Origin of the sequence: Pseudomonas migulae, from assembly GCF_043225285.1 — a bacterium.
Taxonomy (GTDB): domain Bacteria; phylum Pseudomonadota; class Gammaproteobacteria; order Pseudomonadales; family Pseudomonadaceae; genus Aquipseudomonas; species Aquipseudomonas migulae_C.
The window spans coordinates 5470106-5490820 of the sequence record NZ_CP171224.1; the positions used below are offsets into that span (position 1 = coordinate 5470106).

General features: G+C 60.8%; 24 protein-coding genes. 11 read left to right on the top strand and 13 right to left on the bottom strand.

All coding sequences use genetic code 11. The features are described 5' to 3' along the window. Positions 1 to 622 precede the first annotated feature (622 nt). The 3 genes from ACF6ZU_RS25145 to ppnN all read right to left on the bottom strand — a co-directional run bounded on the left by ACF6ZU_RS25145 (position 623) and on the right by ppnN (position 3450). On the bottom strand, positions 623 to 847 hold the full coding sequence (locus ACF6ZU_RS25145) for a hypothetical protein (protein ID WP_392888020.1): 225 nt from the start codon (positions 845 to 847) through the stop codon (positions 623 to 625). A 183-nt stretch (positions 848 to 1030) separates the two neighbouring features. Further along, on the bottom strand, positions 1031 to 1771 hold the full coding sequence (locus tag ACF6ZU_RS25150) for a response regulator (protein WP_392888022.1): 741 nt from the start codon (positions 1769 to 1771) through the stop codon (positions 1031 to 1033). Between the two features lie 305 nt (positions 1772 to 2076). After that, the gene (gene ppnN / locus ACF6ZU_RS25155) at positions 2077 to 3450 is read right to left on the bottom strand and encodes a nucleotide 5'-monophosphate nucleosidase PpnN (RefSeq protein WP_392888024.1); all 1374 of its coding nucleotides are present in this window, start codon (positions 3448 to 3450) and stop codon (positions 2077 to 2079) included. Between the two features lie 211 nt (positions 3451 to 3661). Between ppnN and ACF6ZU_RS25160 the strand changes: the two genes are divergently transcribed. Together ACF6ZU_RS25160 and ACF6ZU_RS25165 are read left to right on the top strand one after the other, a co-directional pair. Continuing rightward, positions 3662 to 4189: a DUF3087 family protein gene (locus tag ACF6ZU_RS25160; RefSeq protein ID WP_392893921.1), complete on the top strand. Its 528-nt coding sequence runs from the start codon at positions 3662 to 3664 to the stop codon at positions 4187 to 4189. A 56-nt stretch (positions 4190 to 4245) separates the two neighbouring features. After that, positions 4246 to 5823 (top strand): sensor domain-containing diguanylate cyclase, encoded by a 1578-nt coding sequence (locus ACF6ZU_RS25165; protein WP_392888025.1) that lies wholly within the window; start codon positions 4246 to 4248, stop codon positions 5821 to 5823. 10 nt (positions 5824 to 5833) lie between these two features. Here ACF6ZU_RS25165 and ACF6ZU_RS25170 read toward each other — a convergent pair whose 3' ends face one another. From ACF6ZU_RS25170 to ACF6ZU_RS25180, 3 genes are all read right to left on the bottom strand, one after another. After that, a complete protein-coding gene (locus ACF6ZU_RS25170; protein WP_392888027.1) occupies positions 5834 to 6751 on the bottom strand; it encodes a LysR family transcriptional regulator in 918 nt (305 codons plus the stop codon). A gap of 251 nt (positions 6752 to 7002) precedes the next feature. Beyond that, complete coding sequence (locus ACF6ZU_RS25175) at positions 7003 to 7392, bottom strand: DUF2784 domain-containing protein (protein WP_392888029.1); 390 nt, start codon at positions 7390 to 7392, stop codon at positions 7003 to 7005. Positions 7393 to 7428: 36 nt separating this feature from the next. Continuing rightward, positions 7429 to 8361: a diguanylate cyclase domain-containing protein gene (locus ACF6ZU_RS25180; RefSeq protein ID WP_392888030.1), complete on the bottom strand. Its 933-nt coding sequence runs from the start codon at positions 8359 to 8361 to the stop codon at positions 7429 to 7431. A 160-nt stretch (positions 8362 to 8521) separates the two neighbouring features. Between ACF6ZU_RS25180 and ACF6ZU_RS25185 the strand changes: the two genes are divergently transcribed. From ACF6ZU_RS25185 to ACF6ZU_RS25195, 3 genes are all read left to right on the top strand, one after another. Then, a complete protein-coding gene (locus ACF6ZU_RS25185; RefSeq protein WP_095056920.1) occupies positions 8522 to 9220 on the top strand; it encodes an AzlC family ABC transporter permease in 699 nt (232 codons plus the stop codon). Beyond that, a complete protein-coding gene (locus ACF6ZU_RS25190) occupies positions 9220 to 9531 on the top strand; it encodes an AzlD domain-containing protein (protein WP_392893923.1) in 312 nt (103 codons plus the stop codon). Before ACF6ZU_RS25185 ends, ACF6ZU_RS25190 begins: the two co-directional genes overlap by 1 nt. A gap of 65 nt (positions 9532 to 9596) precedes the next feature. Beyond that, a complete protein-coding gene (locus ACF6ZU_RS25195; protein ID WP_008043229.1) occupies positions 9597 to 9746 on the top strand; it encodes a hypothetical protein in 150 nt (49 codons plus the stop codon). A 156-nt stretch (positions 9747 to 9902) separates the two neighbouring features. On the opposite strand, the gene ACF6ZU_RS25200 is transcribed toward ACF6ZU_RS25195, so the two are convergent. From ACF6ZU_RS25200 to ACF6ZU_RS25225, 6 genes are all read right to left on the bottom strand, one after another. Continuing rightward, the gene (locus tag ACF6ZU_RS25200; protein ID WP_392888032.1) at positions 9903 to 10130 is read right to left on the bottom strand and encodes a DUF6555 family protein; all 228 of its coding nucleotides are present in this window, start codon (positions 10128 to 10130) and stop codon (positions 9903 to 9905) included. Positions 10131 to 10322: 192 nt separating this feature from the next. Next, positions 10323 to 10595 (bottom strand): hypothetical protein, encoded by a 273-nt coding sequence (locus ACF6ZU_RS25205; protein ID WP_392888033.1) that lies wholly within the window; start codon positions 10593 to 10595, stop codon positions 10323 to 10325. A gap of 272 nt (positions 10596 to 10867) precedes the next feature. Further along, positions 10868 to 11548, bottom strand: coding sequence for an SOS response-associated peptidase (locus tag ACF6ZU_RS25210; RefSeq protein WP_392888035.1), 681 nt, complete (start codon positions 11546 to 11548; stop codon positions 10868 to 10870). Positions 11549 to 11607: 59 nt separating this feature from the next. After that, positions 11608 to 12321: an ABC transporter ATP-binding protein gene (locus ACF6ZU_RS25215; protein ID WP_392888037.1), complete on the bottom strand. Its 714-nt coding sequence runs from the start codon at positions 12319 to 12321 to the stop codon at positions 11608 to 11610. A gap of 3 nt (positions 12322 to 12324) precedes the next feature. After that, positions 12325 to 13167 (bottom strand): ABC transporter permease, encoded by an 843-nt coding sequence (locus ACF6ZU_RS25220; protein ID WP_392888039.1) that lies wholly within the window; start codon positions 13165 to 13167, stop codon positions 12325 to 12327. A gap of 64 nt (positions 13168 to 13231) precedes the next feature. Then, positions 13232 to 14218 (bottom strand): aliphatic sulfonate ABC transporter substrate-binding protein, encoded by a 987-nt coding sequence (locus ACF6ZU_RS25225; RefSeq protein WP_392888040.1) that lies wholly within the window; start codon positions 14216 to 14218, stop codon positions 13232 to 13234. A 295-nt stretch (positions 14219 to 14513) separates the two neighbouring features. Here ACF6ZU_RS25225 and ACF6ZU_RS25230 point away from each other — a divergent pair, with 295 nt between their 5' ends. The 3 genes from ACF6ZU_RS25230 (at position 14514) to ACF6ZU_RS25240 (ending at position 16822) form a co-directional block, all read left to right on the top strand. Beyond that, complete coding sequence (locus tag ACF6ZU_RS25230; RefSeq protein ID WP_392888043.1) at positions 14514 to 15461, top strand: ABC transporter substrate-binding protein; 948 nt, start codon at positions 14514 to 14516, stop codon at positions 15459 to 15461. A 100-nt stretch (positions 15462 to 15561) separates the two neighbouring features. Continuing rightward, positions 15562 to 16461: a polysaccharide deacetylase family protein gene (locus ACF6ZU_RS25235; RefSeq protein ID WP_392888045.1), complete on the top strand. Its 900-nt coding sequence runs from the start codon at positions 15562 to 15564 to the stop codon at positions 16459 to 16461. A gap of 118 nt (positions 16462 to 16579) precedes the next feature. Beyond that, positions 16580 to 16822 carry a DUF1652 domain-containing protein gene (locus ACF6ZU_RS25240; RefSeq protein WP_392888047.1) on the top strand — a complete coding sequence of 81 codons (243 nt, stop codon included), beginning with the start codon at positions 16580 to 16582 and terminating at the stop codon, positions 16820 to 16822. 284 nt (positions 16823 to 17106) lie between these two features. Here ACF6ZU_RS25240 and ACF6ZU_RS25245 read toward each other — a convergent pair whose 3' ends face one another. Next, complete coding sequence (locus ACF6ZU_RS25245; RefSeq protein WP_392888050.1) at positions 17107 to 17997, bottom strand: LysR family transcriptional regulator; 891 nt, start codon at positions 17995 to 17997, stop codon at positions 17107 to 17109. 127 nt (positions 17998 to 18124) lie between these two features. Here ACF6ZU_RS25245 and ACF6ZU_RS25250 point away from each other — a divergent pair, with 127 nt between their 5' ends. The 3 genes from ACF6ZU_RS25250 to catA are packed head-to-tail and all read left to right on the top strand — an operon-like array spanning position 18125 to position 20558. Further along, the gene (locus ACF6ZU_RS25250) at positions 18125 to 19273 is read left to right on the top strand and encodes a muconate cycloisomerase family protein (RefSeq protein ID WP_392888052.1); all 1149 of its coding nucleotides are present in this window, start codon (positions 18125 to 18127) and stop codon (positions 19271 to 19273) included. Between the two features lie 10 nt (positions 19274 to 19283). Continuing rightward, positions 19284 to 19574: a muconolactone Delta-isomerase gene (gene catC / locus ACF6ZU_RS25255; protein WP_392888055.1), complete on the top strand. Its 291-nt coding sequence runs from the start codon at positions 19284 to 19286 to the stop codon at positions 19572 to 19574. Between the two features lie 54 nt (positions 19575 to 19628). Then, positions 19629 to 20558 carry a catechol 1,2-dioxygenase gene (catA, locus tag ACF6ZU_RS25260; RefSeq protein WP_392888057.1) on the top strand — a complete coding sequence of 310 codons (930 nt, stop codon included), beginning with the start codon at positions 19629 to 19631 and terminating at the stop codon, positions 20556 to 20558. The last annotated feature ends 157 nt before the right edge of the window (positions 20559 to 20715 follow it).

Sequence of the window (20715 nt, forward strand, 5' to 3'; positions counted from 1 at the left end):
GTGGGCGGTCTGGATGAACGCGTTGTCCGGGCGTTTTTCGCGAGCAGGCTCGCTCCTACAGGGATTGGGTTCACACGGCCAAAATTGTAGGAGCCGGCTTGCTGGCGATGGACGTCAACGATGACGTGGGCGGTCTGGATGAACGCGTTGTCCGGGCGTTTTTCGCGAGCAGGCTCGCTCCTACAGGGATTGGGTTCACACGGTCAAAACTGTAGGAGCCAGCTTGCTGGCGATGGACGTTAACGATGACACAGGTTGTCTGGATAAGCGCGGTGGCTGGGCATTTTTCGCCAGCAAGCCGGCTCCTACAGAGAATCGCGTACGCTTTTGACCTTCACCACTCATCAGGCCGAGCGTTAGCTCGCCTTTCGCTTTTGATCTTGCGGTGCACGCCCCCTCGAGAGGCCCACGGAGCAGGACCGGAGCGAGGCACCGAACGAAAGGGGCAAAAGCGTTTGGTTACTTGGCGCCGGGCGGCGTTCCGTTTCTCCAAATAACTCGCCGTAAGGGCGAAACCGCCAGCTGCCATCACCTAAATAACGGATATGCCCCCAAACAAAGAAACCCCGGAAAGACCAAGTCTTCCCGGGGTTCCCCGTACACAGCCACACAATCCGGCAAATCAATAACGCTGATATTTCGAACCAAACTCAGGACGGTTATCAGCGACGTAGAGCTTGCTCGCCTGGGTGTCTTTTTGATCAACACCCACAGTGTTCACATTCAGGGTAGCCGGCTGGCTGACCTTCGCTGCAGCGACCACAGGCAAAGTAGCGTGAGGCGCAGCGATGGCCGATGTAGCGCCAAGAACCGAAAGGGCGAAACCAAGACCGATGATGCTTTTCATGATGTTGCTCCAGAAGAGTGGGGAGAAGATGGGTCCACTCTAGTGCCGGAGCTTCACGATGAGAAAACACCCTGAGGCATAGTCGTTATCGAGAACGTTGATCCTACGTCAGCACAGCGTACGGTCCACCCGTCAGCGCTGCTGATTACCCACAGGAGAAAAAATAGTTCTTCCCGGGAGCATCTATGAATTCGCGTCCAGCATCTCCACCGGGTAAGAGAACACATAGCCCTCGCTGCGCACGGTCTTGATGTAAGTCGAATCCCGGGAGTCGTCCATCAGACGCTGGCGCAGGCGGCTGACCAGCAAGTCGATGGAGCGGTCGAACAGGTCGGCGTCGCGGCCCTGGGTGAGGTTGAGCAACTGGTCACGGCTGAGCACCCGTTGAGGGTGATCGAGGAACACGCGCAACAGTCGGTATTCGGCGCCGCTAAGGGCGACCATGGTGCCGTCCTCGTCGAGCAGATGGCGGGCGGTGGTGTCCAGGCGCCAGCGACCGAACGCCAGCAAACGGCCGCTTTCGGTGATCAGCAAATTCGGCGGCAGCATCCGTGTACGCCGCAGCACGGCGTTGATGCGTGCCAGCAGTTCGCGGGCGGCGAAAGGTTTGGTCAGGTAGTCGTCGGCCCCCATTTCCAGGCCGAGGATGCGGTCGGTTTCGTCGTTGCGGGCGGTGAGCATGAGGATCGGCGTGGCTTTGTGCTTGCCCGAGCGCAATTCGCGGCACAGCAACAGGCCGTCATCGCCGGGCATCATGATGTCCAGCACGATCAGGTCGACGGTGTTGGCTTCCAGAAAGCTGCGCATCTGCCGGCCATCGGCAACCACGGTGGTGCGCAAGCCGTTTTTCTTCAGGTAATTGCCGACCAGCTCGCGGATCTCGCGGTCATCGTCGACGATCAGGATGTGGTTCACGTGTTCCATTGCTCAACCCTCTTGTTATTCGCTTGTTGCGCATTGTCGAGCGGGATCGCCCATGCACCACCGCGGGTCCTCCAAACGCACCATAACCATGTAGGAGCCGGCTTGCCGGCGATAGCGTCCGAGAGATCAATGCATGACTCAAGGACGAATCGCCAGCAAGCTGGCTCCTACACATATTGCGGCAGTCTTAGACCTTCAAACGCCCCATATCCCTGTAGGAGCCGGCTTGCTGGCGATGGCGTCCGAGAGTTCAATGCACGACTTCAGGACGAATCGCCGACAAGCCGGCTCCTACAGATTGGGGGTCAGGCCACCACGCGGTAGCACGGCACATACGCCGCGCCGCCCGGCAATTTCATCCGGTGTTGGGCAACGAACGCCTTGAGCAGTTGATCCAGTGGCTGCATCACCGCCGCATCGCCACGGATCTGGTATGGCCCGTGTTCTTCGATCAGGCGGATGCCCTTGTCCTTGACGTTGCCGGCGACGATGCCGGAGAACGCCCGACGCAGGTTGGCCGCCAGTTCGTGGGCCGGCAGGCTGCGGCTCAGTTGCAGGTTGGCCATGTTTTCGTGGGTCGGATCGAACGGACGCTGGAAACCTTCGTCGATCTTCAGCAGCCAGTTGAAATGGAACGCATCGTTGCGCTCGCGGCGGAACTGTTTCACCGCCTTTAGACCGGCTGTCATCTGCCGCGCGACCTGTGCCGGGTCGTCGATGATGATCTCGTAATGTTGCTTCGCCTCATCACCCAAAGTGGCGCCGACGAACGCGTCCAGTTGCTCGAGGTAGGGCGCGGCATGCTTCGGCCCGGTGAGAATGACGGGGAAGGGCAGGCCCTTGTTGTCCGGGTGCATCAGGATGCCGAGCAGGTACAGGAACTCTTCGGCCGTGCCCGCGCCGCCGGGGAAAATGATGATGCCGTGGCCGACGCGGACGAAGGCTTCCAGGCGTTTCTCGATGTCCGGCAGGATGACCAGCTCGTTGACGATCGGGTTCGGCGCTTCGGCGGCGATGATGCCGGGTTCGGTCAGGCCGAGGTAACGACCGCCGTGGATGCGCTGTTTGGCGTGGGCAATGGTCGCGCCTTTCATCGGGCCTTTCATCACGCCGGGGCCGCAGCCGGTGCAGATGTCGAGGCTGCGCAGGCCCAGTTCGTGGCCGACTTTCTTGGTGTATTTGTATTCTTCAGTGTTGATCGAATGGCCGCCCCAGCAGACCACGATCTTCGGCTCGACGCCGGGGCGCAGGGTGCGGGCGTTGCGCAGCAGGTGGAACACGTAGTCGCTGATGCCCTGGGAATTGCTCAGGTCGATGCGCTGGCTGTCGAGTTCGTTTTCGGTGTAGACGATGTCGCGCAGGGCGCTGAACAGCATTTCCCGGGTGCTGGCGATCATTTCGCCGTCGACGAAGGCGTCGGCCGGGGCGTTCAACAGCTCCAGGCGCACGCCGCGGTCCTGCTGGTGGATGCGGATTTCGAAGTCCTTGTAGGCTTCGAGAATGGTCTTGGCGTTATCGACATGGGCGCCGGTGTTGAGGATGGCCAGGGCGCACTGGCGGAAGAGGGTGTAGGTGCTGCCGGATCCGGCTTCGCTCAGTTGTTGCACTTCACGTTGAGAGAGAGTTTCCAGGCTGCCTTTCGGGCTGACCGAGGCGTTGATTACTTGACGTTGGGACATTCAATGATCCTTAAAACGATGTCACCCGCCGAGGACGCATGACATCCGAATAGTATGTATCCACGAAAGAAGATGGCACGAACTGCGCTGTCTCGCCACGTTCCCCTTTGACGATGAAAAGATGAAAAGGAGCCCCAGCATAGCTAAATCCTCCCCAGAGGCGATAATGCCCCGCAGTCTTTTTGCCCATGCCCCGAGGAAACCCGTCGCGATGTTCGAAATCCAGCCGCAGAACCCCGAGCTTTATCGAAGCCAGACGCGCCGCAGCACGATCATCATTGCCCTGATTTTCCTGGCCCTGGCGATGGTCTTGTCGACGGCGGCGGTGGCGATGTTCGGCGAGCCCGGTGGGGACAATCTACGCTTCAACGTCGGGGGCGTGTTTGTCGCGGTGCTGTTGATGGCGGCACTGATGCGCGGCACGTTCTGGAACCAGGCCTGGATGGCCTCCGCCGTCTACGGCTGGCAGCTCAAGCGCAGCCTGATGAGCATCACCAACGTCATGCATCAGGTGACGGCGGCGGTGGAAAAAGAGGATCCGGGCGCCATGAAGCTGCTGCGCTTCTATCATCTGGGGTTGAGCCAGATGCACCAACTGGACGGTAACTCCAGTGATCACGGGCAATTGATTCGGGAAATGGAGGCGCATAAAGAACGAATGGAAGCGTTGGGCATCGAAACCGAACAGACGCAATTGAATCCCGCCTGGCTTGAGGCGGTGAAGCACACAGCGCAGTAACCGTTACTCAAAGGCGATCGGGATCAATCGCCACCCAAGAACAATAAGGGAACCTCATGGGACACCCGTCCATCAAAGATCGCATCGAGACATCCCGGCACGCCGCGTCCTTTACCGCGGAGCATCCCGTGGCGAAGCTCAAGGTGCGCCATGTCGTGTCGCTGCTCGTTGCGGTGTGCCTGTCCATGACGGCCATCGTGGCCGGGGAGGCCTGGAACTCGCGCCAGTACCATCTGCATGACAAGGAAGTGGCGATGTCCAACCTTGCGCAGACCCTGGCTTCGCAGGCGCAGGCGTCGATCAAGCAGGCCGATACGCTGCTGCTGACCCTGGTCGACCGTCTCGAAAACGACGGTGTCGCGCAGGAACGCCTGCCACGATTGCAGCGTCTGCTCGCCACCCAGCGCGGTGAACTCAAGCAATTGCATGGCTTGTTCGTGTATGACGAGCACGGGCAGTGGGTCGCCAATTCCAATGGCGCCGACGTGCCCAACGCCAACAACGCCGACCGCGAATATTTCATCTTTCATCGCGATCATCCCGACCGCGGGCCGCACATCGGTCCGTCGATCAAGAGCCGTTCGAGCGGCGAGTGGATCATGACCGTGTCGCGGCGGGTCAATCATCCGGACGGCAGTTTTGCCGGGGTGGCGCTGGCGACGATTTACCTCAACCATTTCCTGTCCCTGTACGACAGCATCGACATGGGCAACAACGGCGTGATCAACCTGATTGCCGACGATGCCACCATCGTCGTGCGCCGACCGTTCAAGGACGCTGAAATCGGCACCAGCATTGCCAATGGCCCGCTGTTCTCCCAGTTGCTGCCCAAAGGCGACTCGGGCACGGCCACGGTCAAGTCAGTGATGGACGGGGTTGAACGGGTGGTCGGTTTTCGTCGGGTCGACGGTTATCCGCTGATCATCTTTGCCGCCCTGAACAAGGATGAAGTCCTGTCGGGCTGGCGGCAGGAGTCGGCGTTGAGTGCCGGTATCGTCGCCTTGCTGCTGGCGTTTCTGGGGGTGCTCGGGTATCGCCTGATCCGCCTGATGCGCCAGCAGAATCAGATTCAGACGGTGTTGCTAGACGCTCAGGACAAGCTCATCGAGGTCAACCGCGGCCTTGAGTTGCTGGCGCTGGAGGATGCGCTGACCGGGCTTTCCAACCGGCGTCAGTTCGACCTGTTCATCCTCGCGGAAATGGGCCGTGCCCGGCGTACCCAGACTCATCTTGCGCTGCTGATGATCGATGTCGATCACTTCAAGCGTTTCAACGACCTTTATGGCCATGTGGCGGGCGACGTGTGCTTGCGCAAGATCAGCGCGATCATCCACGACAACATCAAGCGTCCCGGCGACCTGGCTGCCCGCTACGGTGGTGAGGAGTTCACCGTGGTGCTGCCCGGCACCGATTATGTGGGGGCATTTCTGGTCGCGGAAAATATCCGCCGTGCGGTTCAGCAGGCCGATATCCGGCACAGCGAGGGGGTTGAGGGGGCGGTGACCGTCAGCGTGGGCGTTTGCGCGTACAACATCGCCTCACAGGACAGCCCCGATGATCTGGTCAGCGCGGCGGACAAGGCGCTGTACGTGGCCAAGGCCAGCGGTCGGAACATGAGCGTCATTGCCAACTGACCGCGCCGGTTCAGACGAACCGGTCACTGCCCTGGACCAGTTGGGTGGCCAGGTACGATTGCTTGAGCTTCTCCAGCCACCAGCCGAGGGCGCGACCGTCGTGGTCGCCCCGCCAGCCGACGTACAGGATGTTCGGCTCCCGCGGGTCGGCCATCTGTTTCTCGACCAGCGTGCCGTTTTTCAGTAGCGAGCCAACCCGATGCCGGGGCAGCCAGCCCACGCCCAGGCCATCACACTGCGCGAGGATTTTGGCGCGCATGGTCGGCACTGCGAGCACCGCTTGTCCGCCGGAGACACCGTAGGTGCTGCCTTCGGTGACTCTCGATGAGTCGGCCACCACAATCGCCCGGTGCTGGGTCACGGTTGCCCGTGATATCGGTTCTTTGACTTTGGCCAGCGGATGCTTCGGCGAGACCGCAAACACCCATTCCATTTCCCCCAGTTGCATCCAGCGCAGGGAAGGAATGGCCGGCGGCTCGTTGGTCGCGCCGATGATCAGGTCCGCCCGGCCTTCGCGCAGGGCTTCCCACACGCCTTTCAGGACTTCCTGGGTGATGCGCAGCGGGACGCCGGATTGCAGCGCGTCGAACTCGTGGATCACCGGGATCAAGGCTTCGAATTCCAGCAGTTCGTCGGTGACGATCCACAGCCGACTCTCCCAGCCGTTGGCCACTTGCTGCACCCGTTGGGTCAGGCGCGAGACGTCTTGCATCAGCCGCGATGCCTCGTTCACCAGCAGCTCCCCGGCGGGGGTGAGTTGCAAGCGGTGGCGACGCCGATCGAAGAGCAGCGCATCGAATCGCTCCTCCAGCTGCCGCGCCGCATAGGACACGGTCGACGGCGCCTTGCCAAGATGCGCCGCCGCCCGCGACAGGCTGCCGGTTTCGCGGATGGCTTCCAGCAACGTCAGGTCTTCCATCGACAGCATGTTGAATCCTCGAACGGGCGGGACAGGTATATCGCAACGCCGCAAAACCTGTAGGAGCCGGCTTGCCGGCGATTGGCCCTTGAATATTGCGTTGAATGTCAGGCCGTCATCGCCAGCAAGCCGGCTCCTACACAATCGGGGTTGCCTGAAGATCCCGGGTGAACACAACCCCCTGTAGGAGCCAGCTTGCTGGCGATTGGCCCTTGAATATTGCGTTGAATGTAAGGCCGCCATCGCCGGCAAGCCGGCTCCTACAGGGTGGGTGGTGGATTCGTCGGGTGTAACTTGCGTCGCCTGATCAAGCGCAGATAGACCAGCACATTGATCACCAGCACCACGCTGCCCAACGCCAGCTGAATGGTCGGGGTCAGTCCGGCCGGGTAAATCACCGGCCACACGTAATGCTCGATGAAACCGCCGCCATAACCGGTTTGCCCGGCGGCATGGCGCATGCGGTTTTCCCACTCCGTCAGCGGGCAGGTCAGGTGGAAGACTTCCACAGCGACGCCCCACGCGGCGGCCGGCAGGTGCCACCAGATCAAACGGTGCCATTTGAGCACCAGCAACCCGCCGAACAAAACGAACAGAATGAACAGCAGGTGAAACAAGACCAGCCCGTCGGCGGCGATTCGGTAAAGCATGTCGGCTCCCTGACACGTGATGCGAACCGCTTCATGTTACCCGTGCTCGGCAAACTCCGCTCGCATCCGGCCATTGCGCTTGGCTTGATAAAGCAGCCTGTCGGCGCGTTCGATAAACGCCAGTGCGGTGTCTGTCGACGAGGCGACGGTGGTGGCGACACCCAGGCTCAGGCTCAGCAGCGTAGAGACGGCAGAGGTTTCATGGGTGATTTGCTGCTGGCGAATCAGGTGCAGGCATTTGTTCGCCACCAGCCTTGCCGATTCACTGTCGGTTTCGGGCAATAGCCAGACGAACTCCTCACCCCCCATCCGCGCAATGAAATCCCGCGGCCGGTTGGCCGCCAGTGACAGCGTCTGCGCCACCTGGCGCAAGCATTCGTCGCCCTTGATGTGCCCGTAATGGTCGTTGTACTGCTTGAAGTAATCGATATCCAGGATGATCAGCGACATCGGCAACCCGGTGCGCTGGGCGTTGCCCCATTCGCGCTCGAGCACGGTGTCGAACATGCGTCGGTTGGCGATGCCCGTCAGGCCGTCCTGGAAGGAATATTCCTCGAGTTGCTTCTGCAGGCGCTGCAGGTGCTCTTCGGTTTTCTTGCGCTCGCTGATGTCGAACATGAAACCCACCAGCGCCTCGACGTCACCGTCCTTGCGCACCACATGCACCACGTCGCGGATCCACACGTACTCGCCGGTGTGGGTCAAAGCGCGATAATCCGCCTCGTGGTCCACGCCCGCGCGGGATTGCGAGACGCAGAAATCCACGACGTAGTCGCGATCGTCCGGGTGCATGCGTTCGACCCAATCGTTGACCGATACCCAACTGTCCTGCTTCCAGCCCAGCAGGCTTTCGATCTGCGGGCCGATGTAGCTGAAGGTCATGCTCTTCCAGTCGATTCGCCAGGGAATCGCCCGGGTCGATTCAAGCAGGGTTTTGTAGACGTCGCTGTCGGTCTCGATTGCACTCATGACGGGCCTGGTCTCGATGGGAAATGCTGCGCCATCATGTTGCTACTATTGTGGCGAAGCAAGCGGGCAGCCGATGAGCGGCACAAGTGCGCAAGATTGTTCAAGCCATCGGCGCTGACTGCTGGCACAGTCTGAGGTCTTTCCCAGGTTGTAGAGCGTTATGTCCAATTCACTTCTGCCGCGCAGCGCCTTTCTTCGCGGTGCCGCGGCGATCATGCCGTTGTCCCTGGCCACCGCGCCGTGGGGCCTGCTGGCCGGTTCCATGGCCATCGAAGCCAATCTTACGCCGCTGCAAGGGCAGGGCTTGTCGAGCATCGTGTTCGCCGGCGCGGCGCAGCTGGTGGCCATCGGCATGCTCAAGGGCGGTGCCGGGATCTTTTCGATCCTGCTGACCACCTTGCTGCTGACCTCCCAGCATTTGCTTTACGGGATGAGCATGCGTTCGGTGATCTCGCCGCTGCCGGGGCGCTGGCGTGTGGGGTTGGGCTTCTTGCTCACTGACGAGCTGTTCGCCCTGACCAGCCAGCATGACAAGCAGCAGTTCAACCGCTGGTACGCGCTGGGTGTCGGCCTGACGTTCTACATCGCCTGGAACCTGTTCACCCTCGCCGGCATTGTGCTCGGCAGCAGCATTCCGGGGCTGGAACACCTGGGCCTGGATTTCTCCATCGCCGCGACCTTCATCGCCCTGATTACCCCGGTGGTGCGCAACGTGCCGACGGTGGTTTGCGTGGCGGTGTCGCTGTTCTGTTCGGTGCTGTTCAGCTATTGGCAATGGGGCTCGGCGCTGGTGCTCTCGGGATTGGCGGGCATGACCGCGGGCTTTGTCTGCAACAAATTCTACGGTGGGCGCACATGATGGTCTGGGCAGTGATTATCGGCATGGGGATTCTGGTGTTCCTCAATCGCTACGTGTTCCTCGAACCGCGCCTGCCGGTGCGCCTGAGCAGTAACGCCCGGCAGTTTCTTGGTTTTGCCGTGCCGGGCATGCTGACCGCGATTTGCGGCCCGATTGTGTTCATGCCGGACAAGCAGCTGAACCTGCAATGGGACAACCCGTACCTGATCAGTTCGCTGGTGGCGGTGGGGTTGGTGCTCTACACCCGCAACACCTTGCTCAGCATGCTGTTGAGCATGGGGTTTTTCTTTTTGCTGCGCTGGTGGCTGTGAGCCGGGCACGCGGAACTGTTCTACGCTTAAAGTTGATGAGTGATCCCTTAGGAAGAGAGGTGAACATGGCAACTGAACAAAAACGTCCGGATCCGGAAGACGAAGACATGGATGAGCCGACGGAAGAAGAGATCGAGCGGCAGAAGCGTTCGACGCCGGACTGGAAGCATCCTGACGATGGGAAAGAACTGTCGGAGCCTGATAGAAAGTTCTAGCCAGCGCCGATCCCCTGTAGGAGCGAGCCTGGGTGGGAGCGAGCCTGCTCGCGATAAACGTATGGGCAACGCGTTCATCCAGGCAGTGCACGTAATCGTTGCAGTCCTTCGCGAGCAGGCTCGCTCCTACAGGTGGGCGTAGCTTCCGCCGTCGTATCAGATCGATATGTTCCAGCGAACCTGGGTAATGCCCAATCGCTGAGCGGCGAGGCGCGCCGCTTCCAGGGTGACGTGCACGCCGATCATTCGGGAGGATTTCGGGTAGGCATGCGCCGACGCCGAATGGATCGCCTCGACATCCGAAAAGTGCAGGGCCAATTTGAAAAAGTGTTTGCGCACACCGTCGAATACGTAATGCACGGCATAGGGAACGAGCTCAGTCATATATCTCTCGTGAAGCCAGCCAGGTCAGTGGCTTAGTCGTCGAATCGAAAATTCAGAGAGATCTGCGGTGAAAGCGTCATGCAGAAATAAGACTGCTGAAAAAGGAGGAGGCTCAGCGAGCCTCTACGGTTCAGAGTGTTGCGACGCCGGGTTCGTTCAGTTCTTTTGCCAAACGTCGACCCGGGCGTCGTTTCAAGCGTCGTCCAGCTGCAATTCGTCGGGATGTGAGGCCCGATAGCCCAGGGTCTTGTCGATCCAGGCATTCAGTTCGTTGACCATGACCGGAGCTCTGCCCGGGTAGTCTTCGAGGGTTGAACGCAGGACGCCGTCGATGCCTGGAACGGACTGCAGGTTACGGGTTTTCAGGTACTGCTCGATAAAACAGTTGAGTCGATAGTGTTCTGTCTTCGAAAGATAAACGCACTCCAGACCAACGACTTGATTGATTGCAAAATCGTCGCGCATTTAGTTCTCTGCAAGGCTTGTTGTAGTGGGATTTCCTTTGTTATTGACTCTTTGGTCAACTTGGCGGTGCCAATGGAAATGCGGCGCGCATGTTATTCGCAGTGATTCTAAATGTATGTAAGTCGATACGGATGTCAGACCAGCGGTTAAGCGGTCTAATCAGCGCATCGCACTAAGTGTTTCTTCGATGAAACAGTCTCTGTAACGTTTTAATCAAACGCTTGTTTATAGTTGTGTTAATTACGACTGCCTTTGTACCGTTATTGATACTTTCAAGGTGATTTATCAATAAGCGCGGCGCCCTGGTTTTTCACGTTGCCGACCGCTTTGTCCACCTTGTACCACTCGAAAACATCGCTGCCTTCGCCTTGTAACAAGGCCATCTGTTCGGCGCGCTCCCGAGGTGTGGCGGGGTCGAGCCATTCCCTCGCCAGTTCCGGTGACAGCACAACCGGCCGGCGGTCATGAATGTCGAGCATGCCACCGGCGCTGTCGGCGGTGATGATCACGAAACCGTCGTCGTCTCGCGGTTCTTCGCTGCCTGTAGGAAAGCGGCCAATCGCGGCGCAGAAAATCGGCGCGCGGTCCTGCCGGCGGATGAGCCAGGGCTGCCGGTTCGAGTCTCCCGCATCGACCCATTCGAACCAGTTGTCGATGGGTACGATTGCCCGGTGCGGCCAGATAGCGCGGAAGAACGGACCGTGGGCAACCTTTTCGATCCGCGCGTTGATCGGCGCCGCACGATCCTTCGCCCAGTGCGGCCGCCAGCCCCAGCGCACCTTGTCGGCCCTGAGGCCGTCGTTTTCCAGATGAAACAACGCCAATTGATTCGTAGGAGCCGCGTTGTAGCGGGCCAGCGGCGCTTCGCCGACGTGGTTGATCAGCGCATCGGGAATGCTCAGCACCGCGACAAAATCGTGGATACCGCGGTATTGCGACAGGCGTCCGCACATCGACCAAATCCTCCGGGCTGGAGATATCAGCTTAGATGCCCGGAGAACTGTAGGAGCCGTCAGATCACATGCGCCCGTTGCAACTCGGTCAATGACAACGCCTTCAGTTGCGCGAGCAGTGGATCGCGCCGGTCGCGGGGATGCGCCAGTTGCACGGCCAGTTCCTGGCGGATGCTGCTGGGGCGATTGTCCATGACCAGCACCCGGTCGCTGAGGTACAGCGCTTCATCGACGTCGTGGGTCACCAGCAACAGGGCGATGGCGTGACGTTCGGCCAGTTGCAGCAGCAGGTCCTGCAACTTCATCCGGGTGAAGGCGTCCACGGCGCTGAAGGGCTCGTCGAGCAGCAGCACGTCGGGTCGCGAATAAAGCCCCCGGGCAATCGCGACCCGTTGGGCCATGCCGCCGGACAGCGCCTTGGGCAACGCCTGGGCAAAACCCGTCAGGCCGACTTCATCTATAAGTTGCGTGACCCAGGCCTTGTCATAATCGCGGTCGGCGCTGAAACCGATGTTTTGCTCGACCGTCAGCCACGGCATCAATCGTGGCTCCTGGAACACGAATGCGACTTTCCCGGCGCTGCTAGCGAGTTCTCCCTGAAAGTCCTTTTCCAGTCCGGCAACGATCCGCAGCAGGGTGCTTTTACCGCAACCGCTGGGGCCCAGCAGGCTGACGGTTTCCCGAGGTTTTAATTGCAGGTGGATATTCTGCAGCACGGTAGTCGTGGCGAAGGTCTTGCGCTCGACGCGAATGTCCAGCAAGTGATCGGTCATGGCTCAATCCTCTGCACGTTGGCCGTTGAAAGTGTCGCGCCAGGCGAGGAAACGTTTCTCCAGGCCCGCGAGGATGCCGTCGCTGAGTTTGCCCAGCAGCGCCAACACGATGATTGCCGCCAGCACGATGTCCGGGCGTGACGTTTCGCGACCGTCACTGAGCAGATAACCCAACCCTTTGGTCGCGGCGATCAGCTCGGCGGCCACCAGAAACATCCACGCCAGGCTCATGCCGCTGCGCAGTCCGGTGAACAGGCCGGGCAGGGCGGCGGGCAGCAGAATGCGTCGGACCAGACGCAGGCGACTGAAGCCATACATCTGCCCGACTTCCACCAGTTTGCGGTCAATGTCACGGATCGCGGCGACGCCGTTGAGGTACACCGGGAAGAATGCGCCGATGGCAATCAGGACGATTTTCGAGGTTTCGTCGATGCCCAGCCACAGCAGCAACAACGGCACCCAGGCCAGGCTCGGGATCGAGCGCAGGCCAGCGAACGTCGGTTCCAGCCAGGCCTCGGCTTCGCGGCTCAAACCGACCCACGCGGCAAACACCAGCGCAAGGCTGGCGCCAATGGCGAAGCCGATCAGCACCCGCAGCAGGCTGGCGCTGATGTGTTTCCACAGCGCACCCTCGGCGAGGTCGCGCAGGGTCAGGGCGATTTCGCTGGGGGCCGGCATCTGGTAGGAAGGTAGCCAGCCAATGCGTACGACACATTCCAGCACCAGAAGAATCAGCACCGGCAGGGCCAGTCCCTTGAGGCGCAGGCGCCAGGCGTTGCTGAAGGACAGCGTGGCGCGACGCGGCGCTGGCAAATCGAGGGGCAGGGTTTTGCTTTTGCTGGTCATGGGGTTCTCCAGTCACGACGAATCCGCGACAGGCGCGGATTCGTGCTGACCCGATGGCGGTGATTTACTGACGGGCGACGGTCTCTTTGAAACCGGTGTCGATCAGTTGATCGATGACCTGATCCACATTCACCCCACGACGAACCAGTTCCTCGGACACCAGGATTGGCGCGGCGGCCTTCGAGGCGATCACATCCTTGGCGGTCAGTTGCGGATTGTTCAGGTCGGTGCGCGACAGTTGCAGCTTGGCCACTTCCAGCGGCAGGCCGGATTCGGTGGCGAGCAGCTTCGCCAGTTCGTCAGGATTTTTCACCGCCCACTCGCGTGCTTCTTCGTACGCCTTGAGTACGGTTTCGATGGCTTGCGGGTGCTCTTTCGCATAGCTGTCGGTCACGCTGACCACGCCATAGCTGTTGAAGTTGGTGTTGCGATACAGCAGGCGTGAACCGGCTTGCACCTGGCTGGCGGCCATGTGCGGATCGAGGCCGGCCCAGGCGTCGACGTCACCCTTTTCCAGCGCGGTGCGACCGTCCGGGTGCTGCAAGTGCACCAGTTCCACGTCGTCCTTGCTCAGGCCGGCCTGTTGCAGGCTGCGCAGGGTGAACAGGTACGGGTCGGTGCCTTTGGTGGCGGCGATTTTCTTGCCTTTCAGGTCGGCGACGGTCTTGTAGGGCGAATCCTTGCGCACCACCAGCGCGGTCCATTCGGCACGGCTGTAGACGTAAACCGATTTGATCGGGCTGCCATTGGCGCGGCTGAGCACGGCGGCGAGGCTGGCGGAGGAAGCGAAGTCGACGCCGCCGCTGTTGAGGTATTCCAGCGAACGGTTGCTGCCCTGGCTCAACACCCAGCTGACTTTGGTCTGCGGCAGGGCTTTTTCGAGGAAACCAAAATGTTTAAGCACCAGGCTGACGGGTGAGTAGTAGGCGTAATCCAGGTGCACCTCGGCCGGCGGTGCCTCAGCGGCCTGCGCGACGGGTTGCAGGCTCAGGGCCAGGGCGCAGGCGCTGAGCAGATACCTGAATGGCGGAAAACGGAAGGTAGGCTTCATGGGGTCAGCTCCGGCAAGGCGTTGGGTTTCTTATGTCTTAAAACTCATTTTTTATAAATGAGTCCTGCGTAAAAGGAATATTGCAGGCTCTGTGCCATGTTGCGCGGACCGGGCTTTTTCGAGGCTTTTGGGCGGGAAGAAGAGGGGGGGGTGTTGCTGGGAAAACAGTGTGTCGGGTCGCTGTTGCTCAGCAAACAGTGGTGTGGGGCAGTCATTAGCTTATGCGCAAATAGAATTTAAAATCCTTGCTGTAAGAGCGTTATGGTCTATGAAAACCACGCTCAAGGAGCCCCCGATGAACCTGTCCCGATTTGTGCGCAGTCTGCTGACCAGCGCGCTGTTTGCCGCGCCAATGGCCTACGCCGCCGAACCCGTCGTCCTGCACGTCGGTGATCAGAATTACTACAACGTGCGCGCATCGGTAGAGGCATCAGGGGTCCTGAAGGACGCGCCCTACACGGTCGACTGGAAACATTTCCAGGCCGCGGCACCGCTGGCCGAGGCGTTGAACACCGGCGCGCTGGACCTGGGTTTCCTGGGGGATTCGGGCTTTCTGTTCCTCGCCGCCAAACAGGCGCCGGTGAAGCTGATCGGCGTTTCGCGGCAGAACCCGGACACCATCGCGTTGCTGGTGCCGAAGGACTCACCGGTCAAGACCATCACCGACCTCAAGGGCAAGAAAGTCGCCTACTGGCCCGGTGCCTGGAGCCAGCAGTTGACCCTGCGTGCCTTGCAGCAGGCTGATCTGCCGGAAGATTACGTCGACTTCATCAAGCTGATGCCGATCGATGCCGCGGCCGCATTACCTCAGGGCAGCATTGATGCCTTCCCGGTCTGGGAACCCTATATTTCCCAGCAGATCCTGTTCTCCGGCGCGCGACCGATTCTGACGGCCAAGAACCTGATGCCAGGCCTCAGCGCCATCGCGGCCTCGACACCGTCCATCGACAGCAAGCACGAAGCCATCGCCGACTTTCTGGGACGCCTGAAAAAGGCTCGGGCCTGGGTCGATAACAACACCGACGAATACGCCGATCTGTGGGCGAAGAAAGCCAATCTCGACCAGAACGTTTCGCGCCACTGGCTGCGCCAGGCGCACATGACCGTGGGCCCGGTAGACGCGCAGGCGGCCAAGGATCTGCAGAGCACCGCGGACTTCCTGTTCAAGGTCAAGGCACTGCCGGCGGAACTGGCAACTGCGCCGATCATCGACCACTCGTTCCAGCAGGCGCTCAACCAGTAATCGGCGATGCACGGCGGCATCGGAACCAAACACTGTGTACCCTGATCCAATCCGCGCCCGCACTCCTGTGCGGGTTCAACGGTCTGGCCCAGGGCACTACATGAAACAGCTGTTCAAGATTTTCTGCGCATTTTCCATTGCCGTCGGGCTGGTGGGGTGTATCGCGGCGCCAGTCGAAATGACCCCGCAGACCGAGCAGCGGCTGCGTACGCAAGCGCCAATCCGTTTTCTGCTGACCTTTGATGACGGTCCCAGCGCTTCGAGCTTCTGGAACCCGACCATGACGGTGCTCGACAGCCTGGCGACGAACCCGGTGCAACCGAATCTCAAGGCCGTGTTCTTCGTGCAGACCGGCGCGCCGCGTGCAGGCGACAGCGACATCGGTCGCGAGGTCATGCGCCGCGAACAGGTCGACGGACAGATCCTGGGTTTCCACACGGCCACTCACTGGCACACCAATCACCGCTCCCTGAGCCCGGAAGAGCTGGAACAGTCGCTGAGCAAGGGCAGTGCGGACATCGCCGCGATCACCGGCGCACCGCCGACCCTGGTGCGTCCGCCATTCTGGAACTACGACAAACGGGTGTTCGCGGCCTATCAGAAGCACGGCATGCACGTGTTGCTGACCGACCTGAGTGCCAACGACGGCAAGATCTGGGGCTTTAATGCCAGTCCCCGGCGGCGGGCCAATATGCTGTTGCAGATGTCGCAAGTGCGCGAGCGCATTGCCCTCGGCGAACTGCCGACCGTGGACGGAGTGATCCCGGTGGTGGTGACCTTCCACGACCTCAATCGCTACACCGCGCGGCACGCCCGCGAGTACCTGCAGATCCTGCTCGACAGTGCTCAGGCGACTGGGGTGAAAACCGCGCAGAAGCCGTTTTATGACGATCAGGCCGAACTGCAGCGGGCGGCCATGGCGCGTACGGTTCGCGACAGTTCGCAACCGGTGAAATTGCCGGGGGTCTGGAATTGGATCTGGGATGGCGATGCCCATTGAGTCGCGTCAAAGTGAGACGCAGTCGACATTTTTTGTAGGTCTGGACTGGCGCGAGATCGGGAAAGCGCAGCTATCCTCAATGCGTTGAATCCGATCAGCCGCCTCGGAGGCGTCCGTCATGGTGTCAGTTCCAGAGCTTTGCCGCATTGTGGAGTCCGGTTTTCAGCCGCTTTCCTGTGCCTGCACGGTGAATCCCGACGGGTCGCTGCGGATCAAGGTTTTCGAACGGGCCACCGGCCGAATCGACCTGCTGATCACCGGCGTGTCACCCGCGCAACTGACCAGCGTGCGCGCCATCTCCAACCTCATCGGCGAACTGCGCACCGAAATGCGCGCCGGCCGCCGGGCGTTTGCCGGCTAGTAGGAGCCGGCTTGCCGGCGATGGCGCCCGTGAAATCGCCATCGCCAGCAAGCTGGGCTCCTACAGGTTTTGCGTGAACCCCCAATCCCCGAACACACCCACGATTGTGTAGGAGCCGGCTTGCCGGCGATGGCGCCCGTGAAATCGCCATCGCCAGCAAGCTGGGCTCCTACAGGTTTTGCGTGAATCCCCAATCCCCGAACACACCCACGATTGTGTAGGAGCCGGCTTGCTGGCGATGGCGTCCGTGAGATCGCCATCACCAGCAAGCCGGGCTCCTGCAATCAGGCTCGCTGCCGCGGCAATAACTCGTCAATCATCCGCAAACAATGATTCAACCCCGGCGACACATCACCCACACGCCGGCTGAGGATGATCGGTGAGGTCGCGTTGTCTTCCAGCAGGGGCGTGAAGCCGATGTCGTCGCGGTGCAGCAATTGCACCGAGGCCGGCACCAGGGTCACGCCGATCCCCGCACCCACCAGGCCTATGGCCGTTTGCAGTTCGTTGGTCCACTGCGCCACGTGGATGCTCACGCCATACGACTCGAACAACGCAATCACATGGTCGGCGTAGCTGGGGCGCGGGTTGCCGGGGTACAGCACGAAAGGTTCCTTCGCCAGGTCGCGCAGGCTGATCGGTCCGGCCAGCAGCGGGTGCCCGGCGGGCAGGGCGGCAACCAGCCGGTCTTCGGTCAGCACGGTCTGAATGATGGCCGGGTCGTCAATGCGGATCCGCCCGAAACCGATATCAATGCGTCCAGCCTTCAGCGCCTGCACCTGTTGCAGCGTGGTCATTTCCGAAAGCCCCAACTCAAGCTCCAGGGGTTCGCCGCTGCGCAAGCGCCGGATCAGTTCCGGCAGCACGCCATAGAGCGTGGAGGGCGCAAAACCAATTCCCAGCCAGGTCTTTTCCCCCAGGCCGATCCGGCGTGTGTTGTCGCACACCTTGCCCAGTTGTTCGAGCAGGGCGGTGGAGTGTTCATGGAAAAACCGTCCGGCGTCGGTCAGCTTCAGCGGCCGGCCGCGCTCCAGCAACAACACCCCGAGTTCGTCCTCCAGTTGCTGGATCTGCCGGCTCAACGGCGGCTGGGCAATGTGCAGAAGCTCGGCAGCGCGAGTGAAGTTGAGGGTTTGAGCCAACACCTGAAAATACCGCAGGTGACGCAGTTCCATGGGGCCTCCACAAACGAATCGGTTGCATACCTTATAGGTATCAAGTCAGACCAATTCTATATTGGCCTCAAGAAAAAAGCCGTACCAGAATCGGTTCCAGAACTTTAAGAACCTGACGGGTATCACCATGCTTGCTACAGCCATTGAATCGATCGAGACGATCATCGTCGATCTGCCGACCATCCGCCCGCACAAGCTGGCGATGCACACCATGCAGAACCAGACTTTGGTGATCATCCGTGTGCGCTGCGCCGATGGCATCGAAGGCATTGGCGAATCCACCACCATCGGTGGCCTGGCGTACGGCAACGAAAGCCCGGACAGCATCAAGACCAACATCGACCAGCACTTCGCGCCGCTGCTGGTTGGCCAGGACAGTGCCAACGTGAACGCCGCGATGCTGCGCCTGGAACGCAGTATCCGTGGCAATACGTTCGCCAAGTCCGGGATCGAAACCGCCTTGCTCGACGCCCAGGGCAAACGCCTCGGCCTGCCGGTCAGCGAATTGCTGGGCGGCCGGGTTCGCGATGCGCTGCCGGTGGCGTGGACCCTGGCCAGCGGCGATACCGAAAAGGACATCGCCGAAGCGGAAAAAATGCTCGACCTGCGCCGCCATCGCATCTTCAAACTGAAAATCGGCGCTGGCGAAGTCAATCGCGACCTGGCCCACGTCATTGCGATCAAAAAAGCCCTTGGCGACCGCGCCAGCGTACGGGTCGACGTCAATCAGGCCTGGGACGAAGCGGTGGCGTTGCGCGCCTGCCGGATCCTGGGCAGCAACGGCATCGACCTGATCGAACAGCCGATTTCCCGCAACAACCGCGCCGGCATGGCGCGCCTGAACGCGATGAGCCCGGCGCCGATCATGGCCGACGAATCCATCGAGTGCGTGGAAGATGCGTTCAACCTGGCCCGCGAGGGCGCGGCGTCGGTGTTTGCCCTGAAGATCGCCAAGAACGGCGGCCCGCGTGCCGTGTTGCGCACCGCCGCGATTGCCGAAGCGGCCGGTATCGCCCTGTACGGCGGCACCATGCTCGAAGGCGGCATCGGCACGCTGGCTTCGGCCCATGCCTTCGTCACCCTGAACAAACTGGCGTGGGACACCGAACTGTTCGGCCCGCTGCTGCTGACCGAAGACATTCTCAGCGAACCACTGATCTATCGCGATTTCGAGTTGCACGTGCCGAATACCCCCGGCCTGGGCTTGAACCTGGATGAAGAGCGCCTGGCGTTCTTCCGTCGCGACAAAACCTCTACCGTCCTACATTCAGCCTGAGGAGAGCATTATGCTGTTCCACGTAAAAATGACCGTGAACCTGCCGGTCGATATGAATCCCGAGGCGGCCGCCAAGCTCAAGGCTGACGAAAAAGCCCTGGCCCAGCGTCTGCAAGACCAGGGCAAGTGGCGTCACCTGTGGCGCATCGCCGGGCTCTATGCCAATTACAGCGTGTTCGATGTCGACAGCGTTCAAGAGCTGCACGACCTGCTCATGCAGCTGCCGCTGTACCCGTACATGGCGATCGAAGTCACTGCAATGTGCCGGCATCCGTCTTCCATCCGCGAGGATGACCGCTGAACCCAGCCTGTTCAGTTCGCCACGCTAATAATTACAAGATGAGGAACCCCTGACATGAACGTAAAAATTTCCCACACTGCCAACGCCCAGAAGTTTCTCGAAGAGGCCAGCGGCCTGCACAACGAAGCCGGTAATCCACGCACCAAAGCGCTGATCTACCGCATCCTGCGCGACTCGGTGAACATCATCGAAGACCTCGCCGTGACCCCGGAAGAGTTCTGGAAAGCCGTCAATTACCTCAACGTGCTGGGCGCGCGCCAGGAAGCGGGGCTGGTGGTGGCCGGGTTGGGCCTGGAACACTACCTCGACTTGCTGATGGATGCCGAAGACGAGCAGGCCGGCAAGTCGGGCGGCACGCCGCGGACCATCGAAGGCCCGCTGTACGTCGCGGGTGCGCCGTTGTCCGAGGGCGAAGCGCGTCTGGATGACGGTGTCGATCCGGGTGTGACGCTGTTCATGCAAGGCCGGGTGTTCAACACCGCCGGCGAACCGTTGGCCGGCGCGGTGGTGGATGTCTGGCACGCGAATACCGGTGGCACTTATTCCTACTTCGATACCACGCAGTCGGAGTTCAACCTGCGTCGCCGCATCGTCACCGACGCCGAAGGCCGTTACCGTTTCCGCAGCATCGTGCCGTCGGGCTACGGTTGCCCGCCGGACGGTCCGACCCAGCAACTGCTCGATCAACTGGGCCGTCACGGCCAGCGCCCGGCGCATGTGCACTTCTTCATCTCCGCGCCGGATCATCGTCACCTGACCACCCAGATCAACCTCGATGGCGATCAATACCTGCACGACGATTTTGCCTACGCCACCCGTGACGAGTTGATCGCCAAGATCACCTTCAGCGACGACCAACAGCGCGCGGCGGCCCACGGTGTCAGCGGCCGGTTCGCCGAAATCGAATTCGATTTCACCCTGCAGTCGTCCGCCCAGCCGGAAGAGCAGCAGCGTCACGAGCGGGTTCGTGCACTCGAAGACTGATCGCACAACCCTGTAGGAGCGAGCTTGCTCGCGATGGACGTTAACGATAACGCGGGGTGCCTGATTCCCCGCGGTGTCCTTGAGTCCATCGCGAGCAAGCTCGCTCCTACAGGTTTCATTGCGAAAGGTCCGCATGTCGGTCCACTGACACACCGCT